15 protein-coding genes and 1 tRNA gene are annotated in these 16,988 nt (G+C 54.8%); 7 read left to right on the top strand and 9 right to left on the bottom strand.

The features are described from left to right. The 4 genes from J2I47_RS14770 to J2I47_RS14785 form a co-directional block, all read right to left on the bottom strand. Positions 1–420, bottom strand: a complete 420-nt coding sequence (locus J2I47_RS14770; RefSeq protein ID WP_207365363.1) for an HNH endonuclease — start codon at positions 418–420, stop codon at positions 1–3. After that, the gene (locus tag J2I47_RS14775; RefSeq protein ID WP_207365364.1) at positions 417–659 is read right to left on the bottom strand and encodes a hypothetical protein; all 243 of its coding nucleotides are present in this window, start codon (positions 657–659) and stop codon (positions 417–419) included. The genes J2I47_RS14770 and J2I47_RS14775 overlap by 4 nt, the downstream gene beginning before the upstream one ends. A gap of 122 nt (positions 660–781) precedes the next feature. Then, positions 782–2,005: an alpha/beta hydrolase family protein gene (locus J2I47_RS14780; protein ID WP_207365365.1), complete on the bottom strand. Its 1,224-nt coding sequence runs from the start codon at positions 2,003–2,005 to the stop codon at positions 782–784. A 116-nt stretch (positions 2,006–2,121) separates the two neighbouring features. Next, positions 2,122–8,724: an alpha-2-macroglobulin family protein gene (locus tag J2I47_RS14785; protein ID WP_207365366.1), complete on the bottom strand. Its 6,603-nt coding sequence runs from the start codon at positions 8,722–8,724 to the stop codon at positions 2,122–2,124. Between the two features lie 264 nt (positions 8,725–8,988). Between J2I47_RS14785 and J2I47_RS14790 the strand changes: the two genes are divergently transcribed. The 4 genes from J2I47_RS14790 to J2I47_RS14805 all read left to right on the top strand — a co-directional run bounded on the left by J2I47_RS14790 (position 8,989) and on the right by J2I47_RS14805 (position 10,854). Further along, positions 8,989–9,267, top strand: coding sequence for a hypothetical protein (locus J2I47_RS14790; RefSeq protein WP_207365367.1), 279 nt, complete (start codon positions 8,989–8,991; stop codon positions 9,265–9,267). Positions 9,268–9,324: 57 nt separating this feature from the next. Further along, on the top strand, positions 9,325–9,789 hold the full coding sequence (locus J2I47_RS14795) for a YDG/SRA domain-containing protein (protein ID WP_207365368.1): 465 nt from the start codon (positions 9,325–9,327) through the stop codon (positions 9,787–9,789). Positions 9,790–9,808: 19 nt separating this feature from the next. Continuing rightward, positions 9,809–10,519, top strand: a complete 711-nt coding sequence (locus J2I47_RS14800; protein ID WP_207365369.1) for a nucleoside deaminase — start codon at positions 9,809–9,811, stop codon at positions 10,517–10,519. A 140-nt stretch (positions 10,520–10,659) separates the two neighbouring features. After that, entirely contained in the window at positions 10,660–10,854 is a 195-nt protein-coding gene (locus J2I47_RS14805) for a hypothetical protein (RefSeq protein WP_207365370.1), read from the top strand. Between the two features lie 124 nt (positions 10,855–10,978). On the opposite strand, the gene J2I47_RS14810 is transcribed toward J2I47_RS14805, so the two are convergent. Next, on the bottom strand, positions 10,979–11,452 hold the full coding sequence (locus J2I47_RS14810; RefSeq protein WP_207365371.1) for a DUF4293 domain-containing protein: 474 nt from the start codon (positions 11,450–11,452) through the stop codon (positions 10,979–10,981). A gap of 149 nt (positions 11,453–11,601) precedes the next feature. On the opposite strand from J2I47_RS14810, the gene mnmC2 reads away from it, so the two are divergent. Then, on the top strand, positions 11,602–12,261 hold the full coding sequence (gene mnmC2 / locus J2I47_RS14815) for a tRNA (5-methylaminomethyl-2-thiouridine)(34)-methyltransferase MnmC2 (RefSeq protein WP_207365372.1): 660 nt from the start codon (positions 11,602–11,604) through the stop codon (positions 12,259–12,261). A gap of 22 nt (positions 12,262–12,283) precedes the next feature. On the opposite strand, the gene msrC is transcribed toward mnmC2, so the two are convergent. The 4 genes from msrC to J2I47_RS14835 are packed head-to-tail and all read right to left on the bottom strand — an operon-like array spanning position 12,284 to position 15,524. Beyond that, a complete protein-coding gene (gene msrC, locus J2I47_RS14820; RefSeq protein ID WP_207365373.1) occupies positions 12,284–12,775 on the bottom strand; it encodes a free L-methionine (R)-S-oxide reductase MsrC in 492 nt (163 codons plus the stop codon). An 8-nt stretch (positions 12,776–12,783) separates the two neighbouring features. Further along, positions 12,784–13,281: a hypothetical protein gene (locus J2I47_RS14825; protein ID WP_207365374.1), complete on the bottom strand. Its 498-nt coding sequence runs from the start codon at positions 13,279–13,281 to the stop codon at positions 12,784–12,786. 47 nt (positions 13,282–13,328) lie between these two features. Beyond that, positions 13,329–14,129, bottom strand: a complete 801-nt coding sequence (locus J2I47_RS14830; protein WP_207365375.1) for a (Fe-S)-binding protein — start codon at positions 14,127–14,129, stop codon at positions 13,329–13,331. Between the two features lie 6 nt (positions 14,130–14,135). After that, entirely contained in the window at positions 14,136–15,524 is a 1,389-nt protein-coding gene (locus tag J2I47_RS14835) for a 4Fe-4S dicluster domain-containing protein (RefSeq protein ID WP_207365376.1), read from the bottom strand. A 140-nt stretch (positions 15,525–15,664) separates the two neighbouring features. Between J2I47_RS14835 and J2I47_RS14840 the strand changes: the two genes are divergently transcribed. Next, positions 15,665–15,737 (top strand) — tRNA-Phe (locus tag J2I47_RS14840). Positions 15,738–15,984: 247 nt separating this feature from the next. Next, entirely contained in the window at positions 15,985–16,944 is a 960-nt protein-coding gene (locus J2I47_RS14845) for a DUF2279 domain-containing protein (RefSeq protein ID WP_207365377.1), read from the top strand. The last annotated feature ends 44 nt before the right edge of the window (positions 16,945–16,988 follow it).

The following is a 16,988-nucleotide window of genomic DNA, read 5'->3' on the forward strand; positions in this document are numbered from 1 at the left end:
CTACACATCTGGATACAACCCAATCATAGCTAATTCCCGACGTAGAATCAGCCGTTCTGCCTGATTGACATTCAGTATCGTTACTGTGGCCTGCCCAATAGCGGATAGCGGCACAATTTCGCCCTCCACGGCTTCGAAGTGGTCAGCCCAGTTGTCACGGCGAGGATTGAAAAATCGAATGAGTGTTTCACCATCGTTATCAGCGAATGTACCAACGTCACTTCCTTTATGTTGATTGCAATGAGGGCAGGCGTAGACGAGGTTGTCAAAATCTGAATTGCCGCCATGTTTCAGGCTTCTCACGTGATCAACGTGAAAATAAGTTGCTAAAAATCGCTCCGGTATCAGGCAATATTCACATCTATATTTAGCTCGTTCTATTACTTGTTGTCGAACCTTTTTAGGTACATAGGCAGTCATGCTGACTTGTGAGATTGGTAGGCCCGCACTTTCGCCAAACCTATTAATAAATCATAAGTCAGATATTTGTCCAGTTCTTCTTGCTCGTCGGGCGGTAAGTTACCTGCTTTTTTTCCCGCCACTAATTGCTCAATCCGCGTCTGAACTGATGCAGAAAATTTAAACGAAAGAACTTGCTCTGGCATGGCGTCGGCCATAAGAGCGGCTAATTGATCCTGCGCAGCTAACGAAGTGAGCATAAAAGGACTGGGGGTATCCCGTTTGTACAGCGTAAATTTAACTAATTTCCCCGATCAGTCCGATTAGGTTAAAGATCGCTGACGCGCCTAAAAGCGGGTGTGAAACAACTGCCACTGCTACTTCACTTCTTCCCACTAAAAAACGTATACGTCCCCTGAATGTAGTCCTGGATGGCAGGGCCGTGGTCTTTCCCGTTGATAGTGATCAACTCAACGGTGGTGACGCCGCGGGCTTTCATCGCTTTGGAAGCATCATCCGAGTTGCGGTAGAAAACCTGGTTGTCGGCGGTGCCGTGGTAGAGTTGCAGGGGCGTTTTGGGTGCCCAATCATAGACGTTATTGTCGCGGACGGCTTTCAGAAAATCAGCGTCGGTGCCGTTGTTTATGCCGTTTCTGAACGCGTCGGAAAAGGCCTTGTTGATGCTCACGTTGATGTTGGAACGGGTGCTGTTAGTCTGAACGTCAGTGGCATATGGTTCTTTGAAGTACGCACTCATGGGCCGGTTGAGACCATAAACGCGGTTGATGGTTTGCAACACCCACACATACAGGTTGTTGTATGCCGCAATGCCGTGGGTGTCTTTGTTCACCAGATCCTGCATAAAGCCCTCTACGTTGTATGGGCCTGCGCCGCAGCTCGCCGCCGTGATCGTGAACTCGTTGGGGAACTGCTCTTCCATCATTTTCAGCAGTGACATACTCGCGTGCCCCCCCTGCGAATAGCCTGTGATAAACACCCGATTGTCCCATTTCACGTTGTTTTGGGCCATAAACTCCTTCGCCGCCCGCAGCATGTCGAGGCTGGCAAGGGCTTCTGTTTGCCGGTGCAGATACGGGTGCGGCACCGACTTCGACTCGCCGTAGCCTACATAGTCGGGGCAGGAGAGGATGTAGCCCGCCGACGTAAACAGGGTGCCGATGTTAGCCGCCTCGCTGTTGTTGCTGAAATAAGACGGCGCGTCGGGTTCGTTGAACAGCGTACCGTGCTGCTGACTGATTATTGGGTAGGTCTCCGTACCGATGGGTACCGGTACAATCAGCGCCCCCGACGCCGTGATGGTGGTGCCGTCGGCGTTTTTGGTTTTGTAGGTAAGCCGGTAGGCCTTCACGTCGCGCTGAAGCAACAGGGTTAGAATCCCGTTCAACTGCGCAGGCAACACGCCCGAAGCCGACACCCGATCAATCAACTGCGTTTTGGTGAGCGTCGTAATGGGTGTACTGCTCACCAGCGTGACGTTGGCCGCGGGTGTGGGATTGTCTGTGCTGCTGTTTTTGCAGGCGGTAAAATTCAGGCTCAGGGTGAGCAATACCAGCCAGAGAGACGTGTAACGGGAGTGGTTTTTCATGTAGATACAACAGATCGTTAACGTTGTGCTTCATCAACGAAAATACAGCCCGAATGTGCGAGGCTGCACAACGTATGAATGATGATTTATTGGTTAATGTGACTACCAACTCTATATTATTTTACTACAACTCGCGTGCCAGTAGAGTGGGCGGCGAATTCTGGGGCGTAGAAACACTGTACTTCGGCGATGCCCGTGCTGAAATCCCCGCCGTGCACCACCCGCAAATTGTACTCGAACACGTGCGTACCCACGGGCAGACGCTCGATGAAAAAGTCGGTACTGGCGTCGCGGGGGGCTTCATAATAACTCAGGCCGTTCTGGTATTTGGTGCCCGACAGCGTTGCCACCGGTTCGAAACCCGATGCCCGACCATCTTTTAAGTGTACGTATTCCATAGCCCGGTCGGTAGTCAGCACCACGCGCACACTGAGCTTATCGCCGGGTTTCAGGGGCGTTTGGGGCGTAATTGGTTCCAGCACCGGACCTGCGTCGGTGTTGCGCACGCGGAAGATGTTTTTCCTGACAGTCAGGTTATTACTTCCCCTCTGTACGGCATCCAGCGGTTCGAAATGTTGCCAGTATACCCCGCCCCAGCTGATACCCGTTTTCGCCGATTTGCTCACCTCGATCACGCCCATCTGCTGCGTTACTTCGGCGGGGGCAAAGCTCACCTTCTGGTAGCCGGTCAGGGCCTCGGTGGCCGTTACGCGTTTGGCAATATCCTGGCCTCCTAGCCGCACGGTCGTGGTGGCTTTGGTGTCCATCCAGTCTGAACCGTTGAGCAGCAGGGCGTAGATGGCCTCGGTCGTGGCTTTGGTCGATGGCCACGACTGGGTACGTTTCTGCTGAATCAGCCACTGCCGCATTTTGTCGATAAACGGTTGATTGTCCGTGGTTTGTGCGTAGGCAGGCTGCTTCCGGTACCAGGCAAAAACATCCCCTGCGCTGTTGGTAGCCTTGCCCGCTTCCAGGTATGCCTCGATCAAATAGGCCTGCGTCTCGACCGGGGCCTGATACCAGTACGTACCGCTCACATTTTCAGGCCAGTACATACCCAGTTCGTCCGAAATCTTGCTGTGCTCGGTCAACGATTGCAGAATTGCCGTGGCCTCCTTGGTATAGCCGTAGCGGAACAGCGTCATGGCACTCATGGCCTGCCCCTGCAAGCTGCCACCCTGCCAACCATTGGTAATGGCGGGAATCAATTCGGCCAGAAAGGCCTTGTCGAGGGGACTTTTGGCCTGGTAATAGCTGCGCCCGTAGAGGTAAAATGCCGCCCAGTACGGCACTGTTTTTTGTTTCGTTTGCTGCTCGGCCCGGTTGTGTTCAGCTAGTTTTTGCCGCGCATCGGCGTCTATATAGACCAGCCCTTTTTGCTGAAGCGTAATGATATCCGGGGCCAGGTCGGGCGAAAATTGGACGCCCATTTTCTGAAGGTGCCCCAGTCCGGCCAGCACGTGCAGGGTCATCCAGATGTTAGACCGCATACCCGGAAACCACGTCAGCCCACCATTGCCGTCCTGCAAATCTTTCAGCTTGTTAAGTGCCCGGCGTTGTTCGGCGGCAAGGGTATTCTGATCGAAAAACTGGCCTAGTTTAGCCATGCGTTCGGTTTCCGAGGTTGCCTCGGCCAGCCAGGGGGTGTTTTCAATGGTGACGGCTCTTAGCTCCTCGTTTTTCAGCAGCGGGCTTTTCGGTGGCGTCTGTTTCCAGATGTCTACCGCCTTCCTGAATTCAGGACGGCTGTTCATGATGTGGGCACCCAACGCGTTAGCATAAAGCTTACTAAACAATTGCTCGGCGCAGTCATATTGGTAGTCCATCAGATACGGCAAGCTTTGCAGGGCATACCAGGCGGGGTTGTTCGTCACCTCCACCGTAAGCCGCTCAGTCTGCATCGGCAACTCCGGCGACCGGTCGACCAGTGGTTTCAGCCGGAACGTTTTCGCCTGACTACCCCCATCTATCCAAATCGGCTGTGCGTCGGTGACGAGAATGCGGTTGGGCAACACCGGCACTACGCGCTCTTCGCCATCCGAAAAGTTACCCGCCTGCGCCGTTACCCGCACGGCCACGGGCGGCAGCGATTGAGGCATCACCAGGGTCCAGACGGCCACGGCACTTTGCCCCGTTTTGGTCGAAAAGGCCTGATTCAAGGTCTTCAGGCCCAGTTTGGCGTTCAGCGACTCGCCGGTGAGGGCGTCGGTGAGATCGAGTTTGGCGGTGCCGGAGAGGGGTTTGCCGCTGAGGTTATCAATACGGGCGGTGAGGCGGAGGGTATCGTTTTCGCGGAAAAAACGGGGCACGTTGGTCGTCACCATCAGTTCTTTCTGTGTCTGGGCCGTGGCTTCGAAACTGCCCGTCTGCATGGTTTTCGTGTGCGCAAACGTCATCAGCCGCCAGCGCGTGAGGGCTTCGGGCATGGTGAATTTGAGCACCACGCGCCCTTCTTTGTCAGTGAGCAGTTGCGGGAAGAAAAACGCCGTTTCGTTGAAATTTTTTCGAATGACGGGCGGCGGGCTAGCCTGACCAGATTGCTGACCGACAACCTGTTCCGCAGCAACGGCCTCGCGTAATTCCTGTACCTGCATACCAGATGCTGCATCTGCTGCCATGGGTGCAGCCAGAACATCCTCGCTGTTTGCCCCGCTATAATCACCACGACTACGAGCTGATACTTTCGAAACCGCTCCCGTAATATCACGCCGTTGCTGGATACCATAGCCAACCACGACGACCTCGTTCAGGCCACTATTATTAGACTGAAATTTGGCACTGAACGACTGCTTCTTATCGAGTTTGATCTCAACCGTTTTATAGCCGACAAATGAAAACCGGAGCACGTTATTTCCCGCCGATTTTTTCAGCGAAAAACGCCCATTCACATCGGTGGTGGTGCCACTGGTGGTTCCCTTCCACGACACTGTGATGCCTGGAAAGCCACCCATTTCGGCTCCAATCACGCCTTGCACAAGCCCATTTTGTACCGTTCCGCTGATGGTAAGTTCAGTGGCATAGGCGAAGCCACCGCTGAAACGGCCACGATACGGGTCGTAATTGTAAGGATACCAGCTAATTAAGGGGTAGTCTCTGATTATTTGTTTTGGATAATCGGTCCCCGCGCGGCTACTGTATTCCAGTGGTCGCTCAATGCCAAATGCGCTTGATTGCCAGTAGTTTGCCGCAAAGCTATTACCTGTGTAGAAGGAATCGGCCCAGTCGAGTTTAGCAAATTCGTCGAGCGAGGCGTCGTAAAGGGTGGCGACCATTTCGGCCAGTACCTTGTCTTTGTTGGGGCCACTCACGCGCAACGTCCACTGCTCAGGCTGACCGGGTTGCAGCCGATTCGGCGAGTTATCGCGGAAGGTCTCGGTCTCCACAGTCAGTTGCTTGCTGGTGAAGGGCACCGATACCTGTTGGCTTTGCGATAGTAGCCGCCCATTTTGAACCGAAGCAAAATGCACCATAAACCCGCCACGCTGACGGTCGGTCACGGGCAACGCAATGCGCAACGGCTTGCCGGGCTTAGGCAATAACCACTGCTCCGTGATGGGTCTGCCCTGCTCTTCAACGGCCATCAAAACCGGTTCGCCGGTGGATGACCCTACCCAAAAAACGGCTTCCTGACCAGGCAGGGCCGTTATTTTGATCGGTTGCACAAACTCACCAATGCGCTCAGACGGAGTGGGTACCTGCTCATCACGCACGGTGAAATAGACCATTTCCTCCCCTGTTTTCCCCGTCGAATCCTGCGCTGTTACCTCGGCGGCGTAGGTGCCTGGTGCCAGGCCCGCCAGCGTGACCGAGCGCGGGTCGGTGGTGCGAACGAGGGTTTTAGTCCAGGTGGCGGGGTTGTCTTCGTCGGCATAGAGGTCCAGTGGAAACTGCTTCTCGAATTCGGCGCGGGTCAATAAATCGCGGTCTGGACGCTCCCAGAGGCGTTTGCGCAACGGACCGGGTCGCGTGGGAGTGAGCCGTGAAATACGTACGCTACCCTGTTTCAGGCCCACTGTGTTCCCCGACGCGTTGGTAAGCCGCACGGCGTAGGTGGTTTTATCGGTGGTGAGTACGGTGCCAGGCAGGGGCAATCCCACCGAAAATGGCGCGTACCCAATCCGCAGGCTCTGTGTGGTGCTCCGCGTCTCGCCCGACTGGTCGGTCACGTCGATGGTGACGGTGTAGGTAAACTGGGGTTTGTCTTTTTGAGCAATGCTACGGTCAGGCACGGCCACGAAGGTCAGGCTTGCTACCCCGTCGGCGTCGGTAGTGGCGGTGCCGTTCGCGATCTCCTGCTCCGGCGAGGGGCGGTAGGGTCGCCACCACCAACCACCACCCCAATAAGGCTGGTAGTACGTCCGGGTGACGCGGTAGGCCACCGTGGCACCGTCCAGATTAGCCCCGGCCAGGGTTTTGGCCACCACCCGCACCGGTACAGTTTGGCCCACCACCACAGCTTTGGCAAGAGGTTCGGCCACCACAGCGAAGGTGGGGCGTTTGTACTCTTCCACCCGAATGCTAGCCTCACCGATGTACTCAGTCGTAGTAATGGTCATCTGCCCCGTCAGCCGGCCAACGGGGGCCGTAAACGTGCCACTTGCCGTGCCGAACTCGTTGGTTTTCAGCGTAATCTTCGCCACCGTTTCGTTGTTCACGTCGCGTAGTTGCACGTTCAGTTCATCATTTGGCACTACGGCAAACTCGTTGTTGGTCCCTCTGAAGACCAGTGCTTTCCAGTGAATTGTCTGACCGGGACGGTAGATGGCGCGGTCGGTGAAAAACCGGGCCTGCGGGGCGATTTCGTCCCCGTCTTTGTTTCGATTGCCCCGGTTGTAGGGGTAGCTGTATTGCTGGTCGCTGTCGAGAATATCGTCCTGCTGACTGAAGCGCAGAAAATAAGACTCGTTAACGGGTAACTGGCTGTAGTTGATGATCAGCTTACCCTGCTCATCGGTTTTTAACGAACTCCCTTTTTTGAACGTGGTTTGATTGGTTCTGCTGGTGATTGCCTGCCAGAGTTGCACGGTTACGCCAGCCAGCGGTTTACCGGTCATGCGGTCGGTCACGTACATGATCCGGGCGGTGTCTGACTCCTCATTCCTGCGCGGTTCCAGATACGCCAGCCGCGACATGGCAAACTGCCCCACCTGCACTATCTGTTGCGGGTTGTTGGTCATCACCTCAAAGGTGCCCGTATTGGAGATCAGCATGGCGTAGTGCCCAATCGGCAGGCCCGCCACGGGCACTTCCACGCTATGATTGCCCAAATCACCATCGTCGGGCAGGGCCACTTGCCCATTAGCCACGGACTGACGGTCCATCAGCAGGTCAAACTGCGACGTGCGCTTGTCGTACTGTTGGTAGTAATTCGTGCGAATGTTCTGAGCCTCGTCGGGCGTTACGCGTACGATTTTGTAGAACAGCGTTTTTACATTGGCATAGGCCACACGCACCAGAAAAGGCTTCGTTGGCGTGTTGGCTTCCTCAATCTGTATGTCCAGCGAAGGCCGTAGCAGGTTATCCAGAATAGGCCGAACACGCTGCGTAGCATAGGCATTGGGGCGGCGTTTGATCAACTCGCGGGCGAGTTCGGCGGCCTGTTTACGGTCCCAGCGGTGGGTGGAATCAGGCGCATTGGGTGCATCGTCAACATCCATACGCCGCCCCCGCCCCATGGGCCGGTTGTTGCCGTTGGCCAGTGCCTCAATCAACAGCGCGGCGTATTCGGCTTCAGCATCGCCAGACCCGTTTTTGTAGCGTGTTACTTGCGCCTTCAGCGTTTGGCGATAGAGCTCTTCTTTGTTAGGTAGCACACTCTGCCGGTGAACAAACGCAAGTCGTTCGGCATCGACCGCCGCCAGCACCAACGGGTCTTTGTTTGCGAGGTGCAGGGCCACCAGTTTTTGGTACAGCAACAGCGCCTGGAACTTCCCCGACAGTGTGTCGCGGCTGGTAATGGGTGTTTTGACGAAAATTGTTGGTTCAGCCAGGTACTCGGCTTTGTCCAGTTCGAAGCGATAAATCGGCTTGGTCACGTCGGCTTCGGCGTTACTCAAAAAGTCGATGGCCTTATGCGCCAGCAGGTCGTAGAGCGTGGGGCGCAGGGCACGACCTGCGGCGTTGCCGGGACTGCTCACTACGGTATAGGCCTCGGCGGGGGACTGTTGCAGCCCTTTTTCATCCTGCACCGAAGCTAGGTACAGCTCCATCACCACGCTGCTCAGGCGCCGGGCGTCCCAGGTGCGGGGGTCGTCACTATCAACCTTATCGGCATCACCCACGGTGGTGCCGGCATTGGGGGCCACGCTCGTGCGGTTCATAAACCGGTAGCGGTTGCTTTGGTAATACTGCCAGTACACATCGGCCAGCACCGACTGCAAAATGGCTTTGGCGGGGGCGGGGGCAGCTGCCACGTCGGCCCGGAGCGACTTAATCAGGTTCACAAACGTGTCTTCTTCACGACCAACGGCGGTGCTAAACACCACCCGGCGCATGGCTGCTTTGGTAAGCTGCGGATAATTGTTGGCCTTTTTGGCCGCGGCGTATACCCGGTCAGCAATATCCAGGGCCGATTTTGGCAGCCCTTTTCCCATAAGCGAGTCGGCTTTTTGCCAGTCGGTGTGGTAATCGTTCATGGGGGCGGGGGTGTTTTGCGCCAGGCCAAACAGGGGCAGGAAAAGCAACAAAAGCAGGCGTAACGCGGTGGGATGGGCAACCATAGTCGTTGGTGTTAGAACTGTCAGACAACAAACTCGTCTGTACGTTTAGCGGAGTTAGCCGCATTACCATACAAGAGTACACTTTTTAGGTAAAGGGTTGGGAGTTGATTGATGCCATCGCCTTAAATGGCATCTATCAACTCCCAACCCTGCCTTCTTAAATCTGGATTAGAACTACGAGTTGGAAAATTATTCGTTGTTCCATTTCGTTTTCTAGATAGAATCCCGGCGGGTTTTCCACATTCACCCGGCTAGGCTGACAGGATGAAAAACAGAACGTTGATCTATACGATACTGAGCTTTGTGCTCGTGCTGACGTTGTGGAGTTGCGGGCCTTCATACGTGGGTGTACGCACAGGCTACGGTCCGGGCTATTATGGTGCGCGCCCCTATTACGGGTATGGTTACGGCTACCGCCCACCCGTGGTGATTGCACCGCGCCCCTACTACGCTCGCCCTTACTACCGCGTTCCGAATTATAGCTACCGTAACTACGGCCCCCGGTATGGCGGTGGGTTTGGTGGTCGTCGCGGTTGGCGGTAAGCCAGCCTGCTGAATAAAAATCCTGTCCACTTGGGCGGGATTTTTTGTTTTAGGTCTATGCCCTCGAAACCGAAACTAGGTACCGCCACCCTTGCTGATTTTCGACCCGGCGACGTGTTCGTAAACCGTATCGACTTGTCGATGAGTGGGTTACACCGGCCACGGCGGGCGGGTATCAGCGGAACGGGCCCCCACGGTGCCGACTCCATCATCCTGGCGGGCATGTATGAAGACGACATCGACGAGGGAGATCATATCGCCTACGCGGGCCACGGCGGGCGTGACCAGAAAACGGGTAAGCAGATTGCCGATCAGGTGCTGGATGGCTACAACGCGGCCCTGATTCGAAACGTGGCGTCGGGGCATCCGGTACGGCTTGTTCGGGGAGCCACGCTTCGCAATGAACACGCTCCCGCCGAAGGCTACCGTTACGAGGGCTTGTTTCGCGTTACGTCCTACGAGCGCATCCGGGGGAAGTCGGGCTACTGGATTTGGCTGTTTCAACTAGACCGGGTAAGTTGATTGCTAAAATCACCCCGTTATGCGCCACCTCGCTGTAATAGTGCTTTTCCTGCTCACCAGGGCACTTTTTGCCCAACATGTAATTGACTCGGCCAACGTAACGCCCGCCAACCGGGCGGCGCTGATGGCACAGTTAACAGCCCTGCCCTGTGGTATTCAAGCGGCTGATAAAAAGGCTGTTGTACTACAAAAAATCAAAACCTACCTGGCAAACTATAAACCGGACCCCGCCCAGCCCGACGATGTGTTTGCCAAAGCGGCGGTAGTGCAGGCGTTGCGGGGCGTACTCACGGGTGGTTATGGCATTGGCGCGGTGCTGGTAGACGGCAGAGGCCGGATTCTGCACGGTGCGCATAACGCTCAGCTTCAGCAGGGTCGGTCTGACCTCCACGCCGAAATGAACCTGCTCACGGAATTTGAGAGCCTGCCGCAGTTTAAAAAATACCAGTCGAAGGGAAATTTTACGGGCGGGGGCAACACCATCTATACCGAACAACTCCGCCTCTACACGTCGGCCGAACCCTGCCCCATGTGTTTTATCCGGGTGGCTATTGCGGGCGTCGACACGCGTTATGTAAGCACCGGCCCCGACGACGGCATGAACGCTCGCGCTGCTTGCCTGCCCCCATTTTGGGCCGAACTAAGCCAGAAGCACAAAATTATCGCGGCTAAAAATGCGCCTGTGCTGCAACAACTGGCCCACTGTTTGTTCTATTCGTTTATGCTTTGAAAAGAAGCAAGAAATAAGAAGTAGTCTGCAGACTTTCTTGTTTTCTTGCTTCTCACCTCTTGCTTCTTACCTCTCATCGCTCACAACGTTTCAGCCTTTTTCGCGTTATTTGTTGTACAGCCTCTCAACGGTAATCAAGTATGAAATCGACAACAATTGTGCTTCTGCTCATGGCCTCGCTGGCTGTAACGGAAGCACCGGCGGCAGGCTATTTGGCCAGCCCGACCGCGAAAGAGGCGACTATTTTTCGCAAGAAGAAAAAAGGGTTCCGCCGCAAAAAGGGCTTCCTCTGGGGCCTGTTCAAGAAAAACGACTGCGGCTGCCCGAATCATTGATAATTTAAAGGGACCGCAGATGAGGCGGATCGGGCTGACTTACACGGATCTTTAATCTGCTTCGATTAGTAAAAAGATCCGTGTAAGTCAGCCCGATCCGCCTCATCTGCGGTCCCTTTAAATACTACCTTATCCGGTTCGACTCACGGACGAGCTTTTCGTCGCGGCGGATGAAGCGGTTGGCAAGAAAATTGAAGACTAAGGCAGCGAGGATAGCCCAAAAGCCCGCCAGGAATGACCCCTGATCGTTTGGATTGCCATACGTTTTGCCATTTACTAAAACGTTGTACAGTACCACGCCCATAGACGCCGTCAACAAAATGGCATTTACGGCGCACAAACCCATTTGCAAAATGCGCTTACGGTACTGAAAAATGGCTACCAGTGCTACAATGGCTACCAGTACCAGTAGGCCAGCCAGATACCACGTAGGCGTTGTGAAGGTGGTGATGCCCTGCTCATAGGAATACTGCAATGGCGTTAGTTCGGCTTCTTCGCCGGGTTTGACTCCGTTCTTTTCCCAAATAGGATTTACGAGTGCTGTGCCCATCGAGGCACTGATGAGGAACAGAAATACACTTTGAATTCGTTGAATCATGGTAACAGAATAGAAATATACCGGTTTACCATACAGATGGGTAACTTAGCGTAGCCAGCAGCCTTACTGGCACCGAAAGCAGCCGTTTTGGCCCTGTTTATTTGCCCTGTATCGATCCGCAAAATTAGCCCAAAAGCAGGAGTTTGTAAATGAATACACAAGTTGTTGTCACCGCCGATGGCTCCCACTCGGTATACAATGCGGAGGTAGGTCACCACTACCACTCCGTATACGGGGCCGTGCAGGAGTCACAGCGCGTGTATATCGAGTTGGGCCTGCAACATGCCTTCGATACCATCGACGGGCCGGTTCGGGTGTTTGAAATGGGCTTCGGAACGGGCCTTAATGCACTCATGACCCTACGCGAGGCCATCCGGCACAACCGCTCGGTCGAATACGTAGCTATTGAGCCGTATCCTATCCCCGCCGACGAGGCACAGCAGCTTAATTACGACGAACTGCTGCACACCTTCTGGCTGGCCGACGTACATGATGCGCCCTGGAACGTACCAACGGCCGTGACGCCGTATATGATGCTGACTAAATACCAGATTCCCCTTGAACAGATGCTGCCTGTTGGCCCGTTTGACGTGGTATATTACGATGCTTTCCCACCTGAAGGTCAGCCCGAATTATGGACGCAGGAGATATTCGAGAAAGTGGCTTCTATGATGCACCCAGGTAGTTTTCTGACCACCTATTGCTCGAAAACAATGGTACAGCACAACCTCCGCGCTGCCGGGTTTGCCGTTGAAAAACACAGCGGTCCGGCCCGCAAACGGGAAGTAATCAGGGCAGTGCTGAAGTGAGTTCAACGTTAAACAGCAGACCTTAAACGTTGAACGCTAGACGCACCACCTTCCCCACGGCTTCCAGCCCAGTTACGTCTGCTTCCAAGAAATCATTCAGTTGGTCGCTGTCTACATCGAGTACGGCTACCACGTCTCCGTTCTGATCAAAGATGGGCACGACTACTTCTGATTTCGAGGCGGAGCTACAGGCAATATGGCCGGGGAAAGCCTCTACGTCGGGTACCACTATCGTTTCGCGGCGGGTGTAAGCAGCCCCACAAACGCCTTTGTCGAAGGCGATGCGTGTGCAGGCGATGGGTCCCTGAAACGGCCCCAGCACCAGTTGTCCTTCTTTTTTAAGATAGAAACCCACCCAGAAAAACCCGAACGCTTCTTTCAGCGCCGCTGCTACATTGGCCAGATTCGCTACCAGATCGGTTTCGCCTGAAAGCAGCGCTTCCAGTTGCGGGACAAGACTGTTATAAATCGCCGTCCGGTCCTGCGTCTGGGGGATGGTGAGTGTCTCTGCCATAACTAAGACTAAACGGATACGTTTTTAAAATACCGCTTCAGCCAGGTGCTGGCAGCTGGAAGTTGCCAGTTGGTATGAAAGTCGGCAATCGTTTTTATTAATGTATTGAAAACCAGCGTTTCCGGCGTGAGTAGGCCCTCAGCAACGGCGGCTTTCACATCACCCAGCGGCAGGGTTTGCACGGAGCCATCAGCGGCACGGTAGACCACGGCACAGTCTAGAAAATCAACCTGCAAGGCTTGCCCAATGGCCTGCACCGTGTGCACCGATGAGTCGATAGAGCAGCCACTAGGCAGTCCCGCGCCTTCATCGACGGCCAGCAACAGAAAACGCCCATCTACCACGTTCGCCGAGGCCAGCAGCGGGTGCCCATGGGCCGCCCACGTATCAAGTGCGGGCCGGATAGCGGCATCTATCGCAGCCACATCATCGGCAGCCAATGGTCGATTGGCCTGATATACCCAAAGCCGCGCCGAAGCGGGCATCTGATCGAAGGGGAGATACATGGTTTGATTGACGATTTACGAACGGCGGACCGCTCGTCATTCGTAAATCATAACCCTTGCCCTTGCGCGATGAGTTCCGAGATGTCGTAGACCTTTACGGTGTCTTCGCGGTTCTGGTTTTTCACACCGTCGCTCATCATGGTCATGCAGAAGGGGCAGGCCACGGCAATGGTATCGGCACCGGTGGCGAGGGCTTCCTGCGCCCGTTCTACGTTCACGTCTTTTTTGCCGGGTTCGGGTTCTTTGAAGTACTGCGCACCACCCGCCCCGCAGCAGAGGCCATTGGCTTTCACGCGCTTCATTTCCACCAAATCGGCATCCAGCGCCTCCAGTACCTCGCGGGGAGCCTCGTAGATTTTGTTGGCCCGACCCAGGTAACATGAGTCGTGGTAGGTGATTTTGCGGCCTTTGAAGGGTTGCCCGTCCTGTACTTTCACGCGCCCCTCATTGATGAGCTGCTGCAAAAACTGCGAGTGGTGAATAACTTCATACTCCCCGCCCAGGTCAGGGTATTCGTTTTTCAGCGTGTTGAAACAGTGGGGGCAGGCCGTCACGATTTTTTTGACGTTGTAGCCATTCAGCACCTGGATGTTAGCCATGGCCTGCATCTGAAACAGAAACTCGTTGCCCGCCCGCCGCGCCGGGTCGCCGGTGCAGGCCTCTTCGGGACCAAGTACGGCAAACTTGATGCCCACGTGGTTCAGGATACGCACAAACGCAATGGTCACACGTTTGTAGCGGTCATCAAACGAGCCGGCGCAGCCCACCCAAAACAGAATGTCGGGCGTATCGCCGTTGGCCATCATCTCGGCCATGGTGGGTACTGAATAGGTCTTTTCGGTTGTCATTTTTTCTTATTTTTCATTCACCTGCTCGGCCCAGTTAAAGCGGTCGCTGGGGGAGAATTTCCAGGGGGCCATGTTGTTTTCTACATTGCTGAACATGGCATTCCACGAAGCGGGAGCCTGTGCATCTTCCATTACTTTGAAGCGCCGCATTTGCAAAATGATATTCAGCGGATTGATATTGACCGGGCAGGCGTTAACGCAGGCCTGACAGGTAGTGCAGGCGTTGATTTCCTCGACGGTAGTATAATCACCGAGGAGCGACTTGCCATCGTCGTAATCGTTGCCATGCTTCTGGCGGTTGGTCGTAATCTCTTCGGCCCGCCAGCGGGTGTCCATCATGATCTTGCGCGGCGACAGTTTTTTGCCCGTTATGTTGGCCGGGCAGGCGGCCGTGCACCGTCCGCACTGGGTGCAGGAAAGAGCGCCCATAATGTCGACCCACGACAGATCAGGCACGTCCTTTGCCCCAAACCGCCCAATGTCCGACGGTTGAGCACCGTTTTCATTAGCCTGTGTGCCGTCGGCTGCTACGGGTTCACCACCGGTAGGTTCAATCCCCAGGGCCAGTTGCACCTCGCGAGTGATGCTGGGCATATTCTTCATTTCGCCCTTTGGCACCAGGTCCGAGAAATAGACATTCGGGAAGGCCAGGCCGATGTGCAGGTGCTTTGAATAGGTCACGTAGCCTGCAAAAAACAGGATGCCCAAAATATGAAACCACCACGTAGCCCGTTCAACGCCTACTAAAGCGCCATCGCTTAAACCAGTAAAGAGGGGTTTTAGGTACTGGCTGATCAGAAAATCGGGCACTACGCCTTTCAATTCGCCGTAGTGACCCACGCCCCGGTCACGCAGCACACTGTCAGACGCGTTCCAGGACAGAAATGCGATCATCAGCACAATCTCGAATACCAAAATCAGCGTGGCATCGAGCAGGGGCCAACGTGGACGGAGTTCTTCATTGGTGGCCGCTTGCAGACGATTTACTCGTGTGATATAGCGGCGGCTGAGGAACACCACGCAAACCGCCAGCACCCCAAAAGCCAGGATTTCGAAGAAATTGATGAGATAGGGGTATACCGGGGCAATGTAGGGCGCAAAGAGCCGATGCGTACCCAGCAGCCCGTCGAGGATGATCTCTACAATCTCGACATTGATGATGACAAAACCAACGTAGATCACCAGGTGCATAAGGGCCACGGTGAGGTTGGTAAACATCTTTTTCTGCCCGAAAGCTACCAGGAGCATGATCTTAAATCGTTCGCCGGGATTATCGGAGCGGTCTTCGGGACGCCCCAGGTTAATGGCCTGCGCAATGTATTTGACGCGCCGGGTAATAATCACCGCCGAAACGATCAGGGCTGCGGCGAATAAAACTTGCTGGATTACCTGCATGGTAGGTTACTGGATTAACTGATTAAGGCTCAACGCGTAAGCCGGAGGGTTGTTCAATTCAAAACTTTTTTTGCGTGCAAGGTTGGAAAACCTACCCCCGCACCCTACTTTTGCACCCACGTTTGACAGTCAGACGACGCGGTGATGTAGCTCAGTTGGTAGAGCAAAGGACTGAAAATCCTTGTGTCGGCGGTTCGATTCCGTCCATCACCACCGCGAAAGAGGCCTTCTCCAGTTTGGGGAAGGCTTTTTTGTTATGGTCGACGCTGAGCGGAAAGGGGCAGATCATAAGGATAACGATTTGGAAGCGGGGTTGATTTCATGCAACTAGTATGCATGCATACTATTTTTTCTGCCGGGCAAATATACGGCTTCAGGCTTGGCTGCCAAACCGCAATTCGGGCTAATTTTGGCCCAACTCAGTGCGGCATTCCGACCTGACGGCACCGTAACTCGCTCCATGTATCATTTCCTGCTTTCGCTTGTCCTGCTTGGCTATCTGCTCCTGCCTGCGCTTTGTCGGGCACAGTCAGATAGCTTGCCGGCGCTGGTGCCTCCAATTGCCACGACGGTTGCTACAACTGATTCAGTGTTGCCCGCCCCCTCGTCGGCGGTGCCGCGTTACCGGACCTACCTGCTGGCGGGTACGTCGCTGCTGACGCTGGGGTCTACGTATGCTTACCTGGAAAAGCGCTGGTGGAGCGATGGGCATGCCAGTTTTCACTTCGACGATGGCCGCGATTTCCGGTATGCCAGTAACGTCGATAAACTAGGTCATTTTTTGGGGGGTGCCTTCACGGCCGATGCGTACTATGCCGGCTTTCGCTGGGCGGGGGTGTCGCCACGCCGGGCCGAATGGTATGCGGTTGGAACCACGGCACTGGTGCAACTGTGTATTGAATTCAAAGATGGTTACGCCCCCACCTACGGCTTCAGTTGGGCCGACGTAACGGTGGGTACACTGGGTGGTTTCTGGCCAATGGTACAGCACCGGTCGCCGTTTCTGGCCGATTCACAGTTGAAGGTCAGCTACTGGAAACGGACAAACAAATACTGGGAACACCGGGGAATAGTGGACATTCCAGCCTTGTCTATCGACGACTACATCAATCAGGCGTACTGGTTTTCATTTTCGCCGCGCTACTTGGGGAAACCTGGCTCGGCCATTCGCCGCAACTGGCCCAACTGGCTGCAGCTCTCGGCGGGGTTTGGGCTGGATGCCGACACCTGGAGCCCAACGCGCAATGGCGAAGGTGGTCTGTGGGAATTTTACCTCGCCCCGGATCTTGATCTGGTGAAGTTGTTCAAGCCCAAAAAACCGTTGATGCGTACTATGCTACATCTGCTCAACTACGTCAAAGTGCCCATGCCCACCGTGCAGCTAGGCCCTAAGCCTCGCCTCTGGTGGCTCTATTTCTGAGTATTTATTCGGATAAAATAACTAAAAACCAAATTAATTACGGC

Source organism: Fibrella rubiginis, assembly GCF_017353185.1.
Taxonomy (GTDB): Bacteria; Bacteroidota; Bacteroidia; order Cytophagales; family Spirosomataceae; genus Fibrella; species Fibrella rubiginis.